Annotated in this window: 19 protein-coding genes and 1 tRNA gene; 8 read left to right on the top strand and 12 right to left on the bottom strand. The window is 30.3% G+C overall.

Annotated elements, in window-relative coordinates; translation table 11 throughout:
* The first annotated feature begins 75 nt into the window (after positions 1-75).
* Positions 76-915, top strand: coding sequence for a YitT family protein (locus CKV65_RS10190; RefSeq protein WP_027890009.1), 840 nt, complete (start codon positions 76-78; stop codon positions 913-915).
* Between the two features lie 45 nt (positions 916-960).
* On the opposite strand, the gene CKV65_RS10185 is transcribed toward CKV65_RS10190, so the two are convergent.
* The 9 genes from CKV65_RS10185 to CKV65_RS10145 form a co-directional block, all read right to left on the bottom strand.
* Complete coding sequence (locus CKV65_RS10185) at positions 961-1,779, bottom strand: undecaprenyl-diphosphate phosphatase (protein ID WP_027890008.1); 819 nt, start codon at positions 1,777-1,779, stop codon at positions 961-963.
* 143 nt (positions 1,780-1,922) lie between these two features.
* Entirely contained in the window at positions 1,923-2,897 is a 975-nt protein-coding gene (locus CKV65_RS10180) for a ribose-phosphate diphosphokinase (RefSeq protein ID WP_027890007.1), read from the bottom strand.
* A 95-nt stretch (positions 2,898-2,992) separates the two neighbouring features.
* Positions 2,993-4,309 (bottom strand): bifunctional UDP-N-acetylglucosamine diphosphorylase/glucosamine-1-phosphate N-acetyltransferase GlmU, encoded by a 1,317-nt coding sequence (gene glmU, locus CKV65_RS10175; protein ID WP_051177600.1) that lies wholly within the window; start codon positions 4,307-4,309, stop codon positions 2,993-2,995.
* Between the two features lie 154 nt (positions 4,310-4,463).
* Positions 4,464-5,153 carry a GntR family transcriptional regulator gene (locus CKV65_RS10170; protein WP_027890005.1) on the bottom strand — a complete coding sequence of 230 codons (690 nt, stop codon included), beginning with the start codon at positions 5,151-5,153 and terminating at the stop codon, positions 4,464-4,466.
* A gap of 13 nt (positions 5,154-5,166) precedes the next feature.
* Positions 5,167-6,033: a 4-(cytidine 5'-diphospho)-2-C-methyl-D-erythritol kinase gene (gene ispE, locus CKV65_RS10165; protein ID WP_027890004.1), complete on the bottom strand. Its 867-nt coding sequence runs from the start codon at positions 6,031-6,033 to the stop codon at positions 5,167-5,169.
* Positions 6,034-6,221: 188 nt separating this feature from the next.
* Entirely contained in the window at positions 6,222-6,551 is a 330-nt protein-coding gene (locus CKV65_RS10160) for a metal-sensing transcriptional repressor (RefSeq protein WP_027890003.1), read from the bottom strand.
* A gap of 12 nt (positions 6,552-6,563) precedes the next feature.
* Positions 6,564-6,746 carry a type II toxin-antitoxin system prevent-host-death family antitoxin gene (locus CKV65_RS10155; protein ID WP_027890002.1) on the bottom strand — a complete coding sequence of 61 codons (183 nt, stop codon included), beginning with the start codon at positions 6,744-6,746 and terminating at the stop codon, positions 6,564-6,566.
* A 21-nt stretch (positions 6,747-6,767) separates the two neighbouring features.
* The gene (locus CKV65_RS10150) at positions 6,768-6,998 is read right to left on the bottom strand and encodes a hypothetical protein (protein ID WP_027890001.1); all 231 of its coding nucleotides are present in this window, start codon (positions 6,996-6,998) and stop codon (positions 6,768-6,770) included.
* Positions 6,999-7,011: 13 nt separating this feature from the next.
* Positions 7,012-7,971, bottom strand: coding sequence for a magnesium transporter CorA family protein (locus tag CKV65_RS10145; protein ID WP_027890000.1), 960 nt, complete (start codon positions 7,969-7,971; stop codon positions 7,012-7,014).
* 359 nt (positions 7,972-8,330) lie between these two features.
* Here CKV65_RS10145 and CKV65_RS10140 point away from each other — a divergent pair.
* Positions 8,331-8,419 (top strand) — tRNA-Ser (locus tag CKV65_RS10140).
* A 172-nt stretch (positions 8,420-8,591) separates the two neighbouring features.
* On the opposite strand, the gene CKV65_RS10135 is transcribed toward CKV65_RS10140, so the two are convergent.
* The 3 genes from CKV65_RS10135 to CKV65_RS10125 form a co-directional block, all read right to left on the bottom strand.
* A complete protein-coding gene (locus CKV65_RS10135; protein ID WP_027889999.1) occupies positions 8,592-9,758 on the bottom strand; it encodes a tyrosine-type recombinase/integrase in 1,167 nt (388 codons plus the stop codon).
* A 197-nt stretch (positions 9,759-9,955) separates the two neighbouring features.
* Positions 9,956-10,666 carry a Fic family protein gene (locus CKV65_RS10130; RefSeq protein WP_036254606.1) on the bottom strand — a complete coding sequence of 237 codons (711 nt, stop codon included), beginning with the start codon at positions 10,664-10,666 and terminating at the stop codon, positions 9,956-9,958.
* A 548-nt stretch (positions 10,667-11,214) separates the two neighbouring features.
* Entirely contained in the window at positions 11,215-11,892 is a 678-nt protein-coding gene (locus CKV65_RS10125; RefSeq protein WP_051177598.1) for a helix-turn-helix domain-containing protein, read from the bottom strand.
* Between the two features lie 168 nt (positions 11,893-12,060).
* Between CKV65_RS10125 and CKV65_RS10120 the strand changes: the two genes are divergently transcribed.
* The 6 genes from CKV65_RS10120 to CKV65_RS10095 all read left to right on the top strand — a co-directional run bounded on the left by CKV65_RS10120 (position 12,061) and on the right by CKV65_RS10095 (position 14,673).
* Positions 12,061-12,261: a helix-turn-helix domain-containing protein gene (locus tag CKV65_RS10120; RefSeq protein ID WP_036254596.1), complete on the top strand. Its 201-nt coding sequence runs from the start codon at positions 12,061-12,063 to the stop codon at positions 12,259-12,261.
* A gap of 38 nt (positions 12,262-12,299) precedes the next feature.
* Positions 12,300-12,530, top strand: a complete 231-nt coding sequence (locus CKV65_RS10115) for a hypothetical protein (RefSeq protein ID WP_027889998.1) — start codon at positions 12,300-12,302, stop codon at positions 12,528-12,530.
* A gap of 53 nt (positions 12,531-12,583) precedes the next feature.
* Positions 12,584-12,778 (top strand): hypothetical protein, encoded by a 195-nt coding sequence (locus tag CKV65_RS10110; RefSeq protein WP_027889997.1) that lies wholly within the window; start codon positions 12,584-12,586, stop codon positions 12,776-12,778.
* Between the two features lie 371 nt (positions 12,779-13,149).
* The gene (locus CKV65_RS10105) at positions 13,150-13,398 is read left to right on the top strand and encodes a hypothetical protein (RefSeq protein ID WP_027889996.1); all 249 of its coding nucleotides are present in this window, start codon (positions 13,150-13,152) and stop codon (positions 13,396-13,398) included.
* A 49-nt stretch (positions 13,399-13,447) separates the two neighbouring features.
* Positions 13,448-13,687: a hypothetical protein gene (locus CKV65_RS10100; protein WP_169711916.1), complete on the top strand. Its 240-nt coding sequence runs from the start codon at positions 13,448-13,450 to the stop codon at positions 13,685-13,687.
* 227 nt (positions 13,688-13,914) lie between these two features.
* Complete coding sequence (locus CKV65_RS10095; RefSeq protein WP_027889994.1) at positions 13,915-14,673, top strand: rolling circle replication-associated protein; 759 nt, start codon at positions 13,915-13,917, stop codon at positions 14,671-14,673.
* Positions 14,674-14,690: the final 17 nt, after the last annotated feature.

Below are 14,690 nucleotides of genomic sequence, written 5' to 3'. Positions count from 1 at the left end.
TTAAAAAAATAGTTGCCTAAAAAAACATATCATGTATAATAGTTGAAGACTAATTATTCTAGAGGTATTTACTATATGAAAAAATATTTTTTACAATATTCTATGATTGTAATTGGTGCACTTATATCAGCTATCTCCTGTAATTTATTTCTAATACCAAACCATTTTTTATCTGGTGGAATAACTGGTATAGCTATTATTTTTCATTATCTTTTTGACCTGCCAATTGGTATACAAAATATTGTCTTCAATATACCAATTTTATATATCGCTTATCATTTCTTTGGTAAAATCTATTTTATCAATACCATATTAGGCACATTTTTATATTCAACCTTTATTGACTTGACTTCTTTTTTAACACCTTTGACGCCACTACATAACAATCCTATGCTTTCTGCTATTGTAGCAGGCGTTGTTTCAGGTATCGGTTTTGGTTTAATACTACGTGCTAGTGCTAATACAGGCGGTGCCGATGTAGTAGCAGCATTAATTCGAAAACTTTATTCTTATAATATCGGCACGATGATTTTTGCTTTAAATTGTCTCATTGTTTTATGCGGATTGGTCTTATTCAGTTTTGAGGCAGCTATTTATACTTTGATTTATATGTACATCATGGGCGAAGTAGATAACCGCATCGTTACTGGTTTTAATAAACGAAAATCTATAATGATTGTTTCAGATAAATCAGAAGAAATCGCTGAACATATCATGAATGAACTCGGTCGCGGTGTTACTTTTATTGAGGGTGAAGGTGGTTATACTCACACTAAAAAAAGAATTCTCTATGTAGTAATCACGCTTACACAATTGAGTAAAGTAAAAGAAATTGCCTTAAAATCAGATGCAAAATCCTTTTTTATAATTTCTAATGCTTCTGAGGTAAATGGTAAAGGTTTTTCATATAAATAATAAAAAAAGAGTTTTGCAAAAGCAAAACTCTTTTTTACTTAGATTTTAAATATAGATAAAAATGAGAACTAAAATACCTACAATAATACGATACCAACCAAATGCTTTAAAGTCATTTGTTCTTACATAACGAAGTAAGAATTTAATAGAAATGATAGATACGATAAATGCAACTACCATACCAACTAAAAGCAATATAGTTTCTTCAAATGAAAAAGCTAAACCAAATTTAAATAATTTTAATGCACTTGCACCAAACATTACTGGAATAGCTAAGAAAAATGTATATTCTGTAGCTACAATACGACTTGTACCGAATAAAATACCACCTAAGATTGTAGAACCTGAACGAGATGTTCCTGGTACTAAAGAAAGTACTTGGAAAAAGCCTATTATCAATGCTGTTTTATAATCAAGATTATCGACATCTGTTATTGTTGGACGACGGTGTTTATTGTAATTTTCAACAACGATAAATAACACGCCATATAAAATGAGCATAGCTGCTACAACGTAAGCATTCATGAAATGTTCTTCCATGAAATCATTTAACGCCAGTCCAATTACAGCCGCTGGTATACAACCTACAATAACTTTTCCCCATAAGGATATTGTTTGTCTTTTCTTCAAATATGTTTTTCTACGTGAAAAAGGGTTTAATCTATCAAAGTTTAAAACAACTACAGCTAAAATTGCGCCTAATTGGATAACTACAAGGAACATATCCATAAATTCTTTACTTACATTAAGGCGCATAAATTCGTCTACCAAAATCATATGACCTGTACTGCTGACTGGTAGCCATTCTGTTAAGCCTTCAACGACCCCTAATACAATAGCTTTAATAATTTCTATTGTAAACATAAAAAGCCTCCCTAATATTTATTTCTTATTTTATAAATAATATAAAGTCTATCTTAAAATAATATTAACTACTTAATTTCTTGTAAAACCTAGAAAAAGGCCTCATAAAGAGACCTTTTTCAAATATCATTATATACTTATTATCAGCCTTTACCTTTTATGATATCGATAGAATCAAAAAGTTTGCTTACAGATTTTTTCTGATAAATACGGCTAATAACTTCTCCGATAGGAGCAGCCATAGATAAGGAAATGATTTTGCTAGAATGTTTTTCTTCAGGTAATGGAATAGTATTTGTAACAATTAATTCTTCCATTGGAGAATCTTCAATACGCTGAACTGCTGGGTCACTTAAAATACCATGTGTACAGCAAGCATATACAGATTTTGCGCCATGTGCTACAAGAGCTTTTGCACCTTCACACAAGGAGCCAGCTGTATCTACGATATCATCGATGATAACACAGTTTTTATCTTTTACATCACCAATGAGGTTCATAACTTTTGCACAGCCAGGTTTTGGACGACGTTTTTCAATAATAGCAATTGGAGCTTTTAAACGGTCAGCCAAAGCACGTGCACGAGTTACACCACCAAGGTCTGGAGAAACAACTACTACATCTTCAAGATTTTTAGTTTGAATATAACCTGCTAAAAGAGGTGCTGCTGCTAAATGGTCTACAGGAATATCAAAGAAACCTTGAATTTGACCTGCATGCAAATCAACAGTTACTACACGAGTTACACCAGCTGTAGTCATTAAATTTGCTACTAATTTTGCAGAGATAGGTTCACGACCACGAGTTTTGCGGTCTTGACGAGAATAAGCGTAATATGGCACAACAGCAGTAATACTTTGTGCAGAAGCTCTACGGCAAGCATCAGCCATGATTAAAAGTTCCATGAGATTGTCATTTACTGGCTGACTAGTTGGTTGAATGATAAATACATCCTTACCGCGAATACTTTCGCTAATCATTACCTGTGTTTCGCCATTGTTAAAATGACCTACAAAAGCATGACATAATTCAACGCCGATATACTGCGCAACTTCCTGCGCTAATTTAGGGTTTGCATTACCAGCGAGAATACATAATTTTGAGGTATCGAAGTTCATTTTACTCCTCCTGAAATATATAAAAATAAATAAATAACATATAATAATGTATTATTTACATTACTACCAAACTTTAAATTTTAGTAATAGTATTTTTATTTTCTTTTATCTTTCCAGTGTTCAATGTTTTTTTGTCTTTCACGAGCTATAGCTAGTGTATTTTCTGGAACTTCTTTTGTTATTGTAGAACCAGCACCAACATATGCTCCATCATTAACTTTAACAGGTGCTACTAAATTTGAGTTGCAACCGATAAAGCAATTATTTCCAATTACTGTACGGTATTTATTTTTACCATCATAATTTACAGTAATAGTACCACAACCCATATTTACACCTGAGCCCATATCAGTATCACCGATATAGATGAGATGTGGTAATTTAGAACCTTCGCCAATTGTTGAATTTTTGACTTCAACGAAATTGCCGATTTTAACTTTATCACAAATTTTAGTATTTGGACGAAGATGTACATATGGTCCCATTTTTACATCATCAGCTACTTCACAATCTTCAGCGAAGACGAACATAGCTTCTACATTATCACCTATTACTACATTATTCAAGCGGCTATTTGGACCAATTTTACAATTTCCACCAATTTTACTATTACCTTCAATCCATGTAGATGGATAAATTACAGTATCTTGACCAATTTCTACATCATAGTCAATATATGTTGTTGCAGGGTCCATAAGTGTAACACCCTGTGCCATTAACTGTTTATTTTTACGCTGACGTAGAATTTTTTCAGCATTAGCGAGTTGTTCACGGCTATTAATACCTAATGTATCTTCATAGTTTTCAGCGATAGAAGCATTTATTTTTTGACCTTCTTCACGCAAAATTGATAATACATCTGGTAAATAATATTCACCTTGTGCATTATTATTATTTACTTTTTTAAGGCTTTCAAATAATGCTTTTGCATTAAAGCAATATATACCTGTATTAATTTCATCGATAGCAAGTTCTGTTTCATTTGCATCTTTTTGTTCAACAATTTTTTCTACAGAACCATCTATACCACGAATTACTCTACCATAACCAAATGGGTCTGGCATAATTGTTGTAAGCACGGAAGCCATTGCTCCTGAAACGATATGTTCTTCATAGAATTTTTTTAACATACTTCCTGTTACAAGTGGAGTATCTCCACAAAGTACCATAACAGAAGCATCTTCATCTTTGACAAGTGGCTGTGCTTGCATTACGGCATGACCTGTACCAAGTTGTTCTTTTTGTAAAACAATTTCAGCTTGACCTATTAAAGCTTCTTGTACTTGTTCATGACCGAAACCTACTACAACAATATTATGTGTGGAACCAGCTTCTTTTGCAGCATCAAGCACATGTTTAACCATTGGTTTACCGCCTGCACAATGCAGTACTTTAGGTAATTTTGATTTCATGCGTGTTCCTTTACCTGCTGCCAGTATAATTGTAATCAATCCATCTGATTTCACCGTAAAATTCACTTTCCTTTTTATTTAATAATTTATAACTAATGTCTATTTTTATTATATCATACACTCATTATACTAGTATAGATAAAATAGCTCTTATCTATTCCATGTTACCTTCTTTGTCTTCCATACTTAAAAGCAAAGTATGTTCAGAACGTTCCATATGATATTCAGAAGCTTTTTGTGCTGCCTCTACATTACCTTGAGCAATTGTATCTACTATGCGACGATGTTCTTCAAGTGTTTCTTCCAATCTGCCTGGATATGCCATGGATTTAGCTCGAAAGCTTGTAAGTTGTTCTCTGAGATTATGAATAATACCTACTAAACGATTATTACGGCTAGCCTGATATAATAAATCATGGAATTTAGTATCTGCCTCTACAATTTTATCCATATCTCTTTCTTTAATAGCTTCACCTATGATAACGAGTAAACGTTGAAGCTGTTCTAATTCATCATCTGTTATACGTTCAGCTGCTAAACCACTTGCTAGTGAATCTAATGATGTGCGAATTTCAAAAACTTCATTGATATCTTTAATGGATAAATTTGATACATATGTACCACGACGTGGCATCATGATTACATAGCCTTCAAGCTCCAATTTGCGTATAGCTTCTCTTACTGGAGTACGACTAACACCGAGCTGTTCTGCTAAATGAATTTCCATTAAACGTTCACCCGGTTTCAAAATACCTTTGCGTATAGCATCTCTAAGTGTTTCAAAAACCACTTCACGCAGTGGTTGATAACTATCCAATTTTATAGGTGCAAGTTTATTATTCATACAAACGCCTCCATTAAAAATTTTTTGAAGCTGTTTCTACTGTAAATACTTCGGCATCAAAATCATTTTTTATCTTTGCTGCGATTTCTTCAGCTAAAATTTTATTTTCTACTATAGCAAATACAGTAGGCCCACTGCCCGACATCATCGCCGTCTTGGCACCATAGCTACATAATTTCTCTTTTATATCATTAATTTGTGGATACTGTTTAATAGTTACATATTCTAATACATTTTTTAAACAAGCACAAATTTGATTTATATCTTTTAAAATTAATGCTTTACGCATCTTCTTATTATCAGGATGAACTACTTCATTTTCTACTTTATGATAATTTTTATATACCCATGCAGTAGAAACGTCTATTTTAGGTTTAACTAAAACTAAATTCACCTTCGGCATATCAGCAACTTGTGCTAAAATCTCGCCTCTACCTGTGGCAAGCATCGTGCCACCCATAATACAAAACGGAACATCAGAACCTAGTTTTTCACCTAATTTGCACAAAGACATCACAGATAAATTCATTTCAAATAATTCATTTAATCCGCGCAGTGTAGCCGCTGCATCAGTACTACCACCAGCTAATCCTGCGGCTATAGGAATGCGTTTAATAAGTTCAATCTCTACTCCATTTTGTATTTTGTATGTATCTAAAAACAATTTTACTGCTTTATAAATTAAATTATCTTGCACATTTTCTACACCGCGAACATCACCATGCAAAATAATATCTTTTGTATTCAATTTTTTCAACGTCAATGTATCAAATAAATTAATTGATTGCATTATCATACTAACTTCATGATATCCATCATCACGTTTACCTAATATATCTAAAGTAAGGTTTATTTTTGCATTGGCATTAATTGTTATCATTTCATTCATCCTAGCTAACAAATTTATAATTAAAATACATTCTTTTTACAAAAATAATATAAAAAGTCTACTATTTATTTAATTTAGCATTGATTATCAAAAAATACAATACTTCGTTAATTTATTCTAATTTTCACGAAATTTTGTATGCAAAATACAAAACCCTTAGAATGTATTTCTAAGGGTTGTTATTTCACAAATTTATCAATAGCTTCTTTTAATTTATCAATAGCTGCTTGGTCATTTTCTTTTACAGCTTCTACCAAACAATGTTCAATATGGTCTTTTAATATAATTTTAGAAACATTTTTTAGCGCAGAATTTACCGCAGATAATTGAATTAAGACATCGCTACAATCTCTGCCTTGTTCTACCATGCGTTTTACAGCATTTAAATGACCAATAGCTCTCGATAATCTATTTAAAACGGCTTTTGTTTGAGTATGACTATGTGTATGTCCATGATGTGTATGCACCGTTCCATCTTCATGAACATGCTCATGTATATCATTATTCATTTTTTAACCTCACTATTTTGCGGCTTCATTTGCTAAAAAAATTTGTTTTTGTATTTCATTGAATTTATCCATAGACATAACAACAAGATTTTTGCCATTACTACGCTGTACAATCATTGTTTCTTTTTCATCTACAGCTTTATTAGCATATAAAGTGAATTCGTTTATTAAATCAGATGAAGAAATTACTAACATTTTTACACATCCTTTATTCTATTAACACGATGATAAGCCCAATTTAGGATGTCTTACCGGTTTTAAACTGCGCCGTGTAATAATCTTTAATGCCTCAGTCATATTTATATCTTCTTTTTTATCGGTCGTTTCAAAAATACAAATTGGATTTGAAACACCAATTTCTGAAGCTGGCATATATACATATTCGCAATTTACATTATCACCATAAATCACGCCATCACATAATTCTGCTTCAATTAAGGTTCTCATATTACTAGCCTCGTCAAAACATATTTTTTCGCCACAATACAGTCGCACATATTACAGATAATGCAATGGATATCACACATATATCTATAAAAGCAAAAGGCCCACTTGAAAAGGCTGGAAAACCTTCTACGTTCATACCAAAAAAACTAGATATTACTGTAGGAATTGCTAAAAGTATTGTTATTGCTGTTAAAAATCGCATTACTAAGTTCAAATTATTAGACATTATCGAAGAAAACGTATCTACTAATCTAGCCAAAATCGTGCTGTACATTTCAACCATTTCACGAGCCTGTTTATTTTCGATAATGACATCTTCTAGTAAATCTTCATCTTCTTCATACAATTTAATAATATTTTGCAAATTATAATTTGAACGAAGTCGCATCAATTTATCAAGCACAGCACCATTAGAACGCAAAGAAGCATTAAAATAAGTAAGACCTTTTTGCAATTCCAAAAGACGTAAGATTTCTTTATTCTGCGTAGAATCTCGCAAACGCGATTCAATTTCATCAGATAATTTATCAATCTGACGCAAATATTTCAAATAATAAGTCACTGATTTATACAATATTTGAAACAAAAAACGTGTCTTTTTAAAAGTGCGAAAGGAACGGTATGTTCTTTCATTAAAATCAGATATTACTGGAGTATCTTCCAAACATACTGTGATTATATAATCTGGCGTTAAAATAATCGCAAGTGGCAACGTATCGTATGATTCAAAAGTACGCATAACTGGTACATTTGTTAATACCATGATGGAATTATCTTCAATATCCGTATGTGAACGTTCTTCATTATCTAGTGCAGAACGTAAAAAATCCGGTTCAACTTCGGTAAGATTGCCCACTACTTTTAATTCATACGGTGTAGGTGCTACAATATTTATCCATGCTCCTTTTTCTAGAGTTCTTAAATTCAATTCTTTTAAAGGACCACTTTCCATGGATTTATATATCTTTAACATGCGATAGATTTCTCCCTTCAAAATACGAAGAAAACCTACCACTTTATATTAATTTTATCGATAGTGCACATAATAATGGCAGATTGTTCTTCCGTTTTTAATTGTAAATTTATTATATTTAACCTATTACTCTCCGGATAATCATCCATTATTATTCACCATCCTTATGTTTTTAATCTTGTATTATAAATACTGCATATTAAGTATAATTCATCTATTTTAACTTATCAAGCCTATATCCAGCGTTAATAAAAAAGACACAAAATCTTTACAAATCTTTACAAATCTTTATAAAAAGCTCTTAATTTTTCAGTTGACAATAGCTATATAAAATTGATATACTATTATAGTATCTTAGTGGAAAGGTGTCCGAGTGGTTTAAGGAGCTGGTCTTGAAAACCAGTGATACGGCAACGTACCGTGGGTTCGAATCCCACCCTTTCCGCCATTTAAATTGATAATACAGGGAAATATTTCAAAGTATTTCAAAGTCTTGATAATGCTAGTATTTAAAGGCTTTTTGATAGTTTGAAGTATTTCCCTTTTTTTCATTGCTTTTAAAAAGTCTGCCCCTTTTTTGCCCCTTTGAATTATACTGGTGTTTCATCAGCTATCAAAGACTAAAAATTTAGGGCTTTCAATTTGTTCTTCATTTCATTATTCATATTGTCAGTAACGTGAGTATAAATACTTAATGTTGTCTTTGGGTCGTTATGCCCTACACGCTGCATTATTGACTTTAAAGACAAGCCCAATTCTGATAACATACTAATGTGAGTATGGCGGAAAATATGACTTGATATCTTCTTATCTGCAATCTTAATTTGTCTAAGTTTTTTATTGATATATTGAATGTTAAAAGGATTGCCAGTGCTATTAGTAAATATATACCCTCTATCTTTATATTTTTTACCGTTCCAGCTGGCAAGTCTTTTATTTTCTAAGATTATGGCATCAAGTATATTTTTAGCCCTATCATTTATGATAACATCACGATATGAATAAATATTTTTGGGCGTACCTCGTTGAATATCTTCACCATTGCGAGCTGATTTTAAAAGAGTACCATTTATATTTACTACAGAATTTAATTTATCATAGTCTTGAATACGCAAGGCGAGCATTTCCCCGCAGCGTAGACCAGTAAGGGCTATAAATTCCATGGCTAAAGCAATACGAGGATTTATTTCTTTTAATTGATGCAAACATGATTTCAGTTCATCAGCATTTAGAAATTTATTCTGTAATTTATGGACTTCTTTTTTTGTAGCAGGTCTTTTCTTTAACCTTATATCTATAAAATCGCTTATATCCTGCACATATTTAGACTTTTTAGCATACTTCATTACAGCTTTTATAACTATTAAAGTAGAATTTGAATAACTATATGATAGCTGTTCTTTATAATACATATCAGAAACGATTTTTTCTGCCACAGCTGGCGTAAAATCAACAAATAACATATTTGAAATGACTTTTTTTATACGATTTACATAATTTTTATGATTTATTCTTGTATCTATTTTTACAGTTGGCGAGGTATATTCAAGCCATTCATTAGCAACTTGTATAAAGGTTAGACTATTAATCTTTTCAAGTTGCTTTTTTTCTACCTTGTTTAATACATCATATAATTTAGCTTGCAATAATTCTGTAGCTTTTCTTTTTGCTTGAGCTGTTTTACTGTTTAATGTAACAGATAATTTTATCTTTTTATTATTAACTAAGAACCTTTCACAAAATTTATATCTAGTACCTTTTGAGTTTATAATTTCTTCAATCCACATAATAAATCACCTTTTCAAATTATTACCTTCACATAAACCACATCTATATAAATGCTTATATAACAATTGAAAAGCACTGAAATATTATATAGTTAAAATAAAAAGCATATAAAAATATGCTGGATAAATTTTATAAAGTTCTCATCATAATATGATTAAAATAAATCTGCTATCGTTTCAGCAGCATGAAGTGATTATCATAAATCAACTTCAATATATAAATCATGCTCATTATTATTTGCTAATGCCTGCAATCTAATTAACTCATTCGCTTGAAGTTCTTTAGCAAAAGCCATAAATTCCGCCATGTTTTCAGTATTCAAGCAGTTTATATATCTTTGTTTATCGTTTACAGGTATAACAATAGGCAAGATGTGAGCTTGCAAACAACTATAAACGATTAAGGCCCTGCCAACTCGGCCGTTACCGTCTGAAAACGGGTGTATATGCTCAAATTGTATATGCTGGCGTAAAATACTTTCAATTATTTCATCAGTATTTTTGGCCAATTCTATTTGATATTGTAAATTGGCCCGCCAATCTTCTAATGCACTCGGCACTAAATATGGCGGTGTTGGTGTAAAATCAGCCCCAATCACTAAATTAGGTATAGTCTTAAATCTGCCAGCTACGCCGTCAATAGCATTATTACATAAAATAGCATGAATGGACTTTATAAACTCATTATTTATTGATACATCATGTTTTAAATCATCAATCATTTGATTAACATATGATTTATAATTCAATACCTCGTTAAGTTCTCGCATATTCATAGCACGAGGGATATAGTTATCAATCAAAATACTTTTTGTTTCCCCTTGTGTAAGTGTATTGCCTTCTATGGCGGTGCTATGATGTGCCATTCTAACCAGTAAATCAGAAAAATAATCATTTGATAAATAAATTTTCAATAAATCCACCTCTTTTCTATAAATTAACCGCCATTATAAGCGATTTAAAGCATGACTTATATAAATATATCTATAGATACATATAAACATCTATACAAGGCTTTAACTTAACATAAAAATATTGGCTATGAAAAACATATTACCGCCAAAAAATTTACTGCTATCGTGAAACATGATATTCCAAAACAAGACATCATCTACACTAAAAAAGAGTATATTTAATAAAGCCAATAACACATCAAAAATTTTTTGATGAAATATTCGCCGTTTTAAGCCATTTTCTTTTGCTGGTGCTTATGATTATACCTGCAAAAACAAATAAGCCTTATATTTTACCGCCTAAAAATTATTATGGCGGTATTTTTTTACATTGTATGCATGTCTTTAACTGAACGACGTTTTATCGTGCAGTTTTAAATATATTGTCTTTAGCCAACGCAAAAATGCAGGGGCTAAAAGTTTTACTTCAGCTATTTAATAATTAATTGCTTAGGCAATGCAATCAATCATCAATTAAATAAATAGGTACTTGCCTAGTATATCTATTTATTAATAGCATTACTTATTAAATTATCCTTTAACTTTTCTAACTTTCTATAAATATTTATGTGTTGTAACATTAAATCTTTATAGTTTGGATTATCAAAAACTAATAATTCACGATTAAAGAAAATATCATTTAAATCAGTAGTAAAAATGTTCTCCTGTTCTAATAGTTTAGATATTTTATCTAAATTATTACTAATAGCAGTATTAACAATAGCAAGAGACAAAGTATTTAATATTTCTTTTTCTCGGCTATAAAAATATTTAGAATAACAATCATCTAATATTTTTTTCAAATATGATATATCCACTTCTATTTCTTGATTAGATGTATCATCAATATTTATATTAAAAAATAATGTTTTCGTATGTTCAAAAGAAAGACTTAACGATATATTTTTTTGTTCTTGAATAGATAAAATATCTTCTATTCTTTGCTTTAAATCTTCAATATCCGCACTAAAAACAGAACTATCATATCGACCTATTAATCTATCTATACTCACATTTAAAGCATTAGCAATTTGTATTAATGTTTGATATTTAGGCTCACGTTTTTTATTTTCATAAGCAACATAACTGGCATAAGGTATTTTCAAAACCTCTGCAAAATCTCTAGCAGTTTTATATCCTGCTTTTTTTCTATAATATTTCAAATTCTTTTGAAAGCTCAATTCTACACCTCCTTAAAAACATTATAATAGCTCAAAAGGATAAAATCAAACTAAATATAAGAAAAAATATAAACATATTACTTGAAAAAATTTATTTTTAAATATATAATCTAAATAGGATAATTTTTTATAAAAATAGCTTTAAAAGATAATAAAGGAGGTTAGATGATGTTAAATTTAAATAAAAATAATTTCAATAATGCTATGGCTAAAAAGTTGTTCAATCCTACAGATTTAGCAAAAGAAGCTGGCTTATCTGATACAACAATAAGCAAAATTATAAAAGATAGTGCATTTAGTAGTTATAAAGCATTAGGAAAAATAGCCAAAGCCCTTGATGTTGAACCCAAAGACTTAATACAAGAATAAAAAAGACCGCCAATAAATAATATTTTATAGCGGCACTAATGAAAGGAACAAAAGGCATGGAAAAGAGTTTTTCTTTAGTTACAGATAAAAACAATAAGATAGAAGCTTTCATATGTTCTAACGATAGTAAATCTGCTTATGAAATCTTAGCAATCTATAAAGAAAAAAGAAAAGATGTAACTGTTCATCACAGTATTGTCAATGAAAAAATGCTTGATTTCATGAAGAAATTCATTGCATTAAACGAAAAATATTTAAAGAACTGTTAAAAAGTATAAAAAAAAGCCCTATATAAATATATAAGGCTTGAAAAAGGTACTATATGAATTTAAAAGTTATAACAAAAAAACAATATTTATTAGATAACAATATATTCAACGGTGTTTATGAAAATGTATTTAATTTGACCGCCATTGAATATACGTTAAAAAGCATATTAAAAAATAAAGATGTAACGGATAAAACAAAAGAAAAAGCCTTACATCTTGTATTAAAAAATTTACCAAGTGTGCCGTAAAGCCCCGTGTTTTAACACTGGGGATATAAGGAACGTCCAACGAATTTGCTCTCGTTGAACGATAAATATGGGCAGGGCGTTGTCCATTGCGGAGAGAACTCGTAAGACTGTCATTTGATAGCAAGGTTCGTCAGTATCCCAGAATTCCCTAGCTTTAGCTATGGGGAGTACGTCAAATGATGTAAATGTTGATTTACTTAATGATTTAAAAAAAATAGTCCCTTGCAATAAAACAAGGAACGAATAAAAGACACTTATATTTTATAACAAATTCCAATAAAAATAAATACAAAAGTAAGCATAAACCACATCTATATAAATGCTTATATAAAGGAATTGCACTTCTAAGATTTTAAAAGGAGCAATAAAAAATGGGAACTATAGCAGATACTTTAGTAGATATCAGAATAAAAAATAATGATGTATATGTACAACTAAAGCATATATTAAAGCTCTATGATATCAGTAGATGTACATTATGGCGGTTATTAAATGAAATGCGATTGATACCAAAATATCAAAAGGCTTTCCGTGATGTAAGCCCACAAAAAAAGCTGGTACATCTTGCCAGTTTTGAAGAATTTATCAAAGATAAACATAAAAAATATATGAGAGAATGAAGGCGAAAAAATGAATAATGAGAACGATTTTATTATAGATATTGGCAAAATGAACGACAGATACGAAAGATTTAATCTTGTAGATGATAGTTTTACTTTAGAAATGAAAGATTTAAAAACTAATATCACTACTAAATTAATAGTATCTAAATTGGATAAAAACAAAAATCCATTATATAGGCTTAATATGAACAAAAATACAAGTAAAAACATAGTGATTTATCAAAAAGTTAATGCAGCAACATTTTATTTTTTACTGAACTGGATATCATTACATTTAAACGATTAAATAATAAGCCCCTAAAATTGGGGCTTTTGTATTACATAACGTAAAATTGCGTTCTGATACTTTCTTCATTAAGTATTTGTATTACATAATAAAAATCTTAATATATGCGTGTCCCCAAAATTGGGGAAACCTACTGACTAAGGGCTAAAAATAAGGCCCTTTATGACTTGATAAGGTTATTATCTTAATGACCATACATAAAACTATAACGAAAGGAGCAAAAAAGAATGGCTTATAAAAGAGAAATAATAAGTATCAGAAATGATGATATTTTAGAAATAACAAAAAGTAAAAGATTACCAGTTAAAAATAGATTAAGATGCATCAAGATGAATACTACATCAGAACAACAAGAAAAAAGAAATATTAAATATGCTACAAACTTATTAAGATTATTGCTTCTACAAAATTTTAATGAGAATGATTTATACTGCACATTGACATATGATAAGCCAGTAGCAGGAGAACAGGCAAAAAAACATCTAGCTAACTTTAGAAAAAGATTACAACGCTTGGCCAAAAAGTTAAATGTAGATATAAAATATATTGCAGTAACAGAAATCGGCGGAAAAAATAGAATACATCATCATATCATTATTAATACCAGCAAAAATATTATAAAAGTATCTCATATACGTGATATATGGAAAAATGGATTTGTAAAAATAAAATTATATGGCGGAACGTTGCAAGATGCTGAAAACTTGGCCAACTATTTTATAAAGAAAGATAGTAATGCTTTTTATTTATTACCGAACATATATAAAAAGCGTTGGAACTCTAGCAAAAATTTGCAAAAGCCCCAACGCTCAACGGCTGTCATACACCATAAAAATTGGAGACTGCAGCCAAAAACAAAAAAAGGTTACTACTTAGATACACACTCAATAATAAACGGCTTCTATACGTTTGAAAGTGGTATCGAGTATGAATACCAGTTTTATAGATTGATACGGATACACCCGAAAAACCGCCAATCTAAATAACAAATATATTAACATTT

Origin of the sequence: Megamonas hypermegale, from assembly GCF_900187035.1 — a bacterium.
GTDB classification, from domain to species: Bacteria; Bacillota; Negativicutes; order Selenomonadales; family Selenomonadaceae; genus Megamonas; species Megamonas hypermegale.
This window is presented reverse-complemented; position numbering and strand designations above follow the sequence as displayed.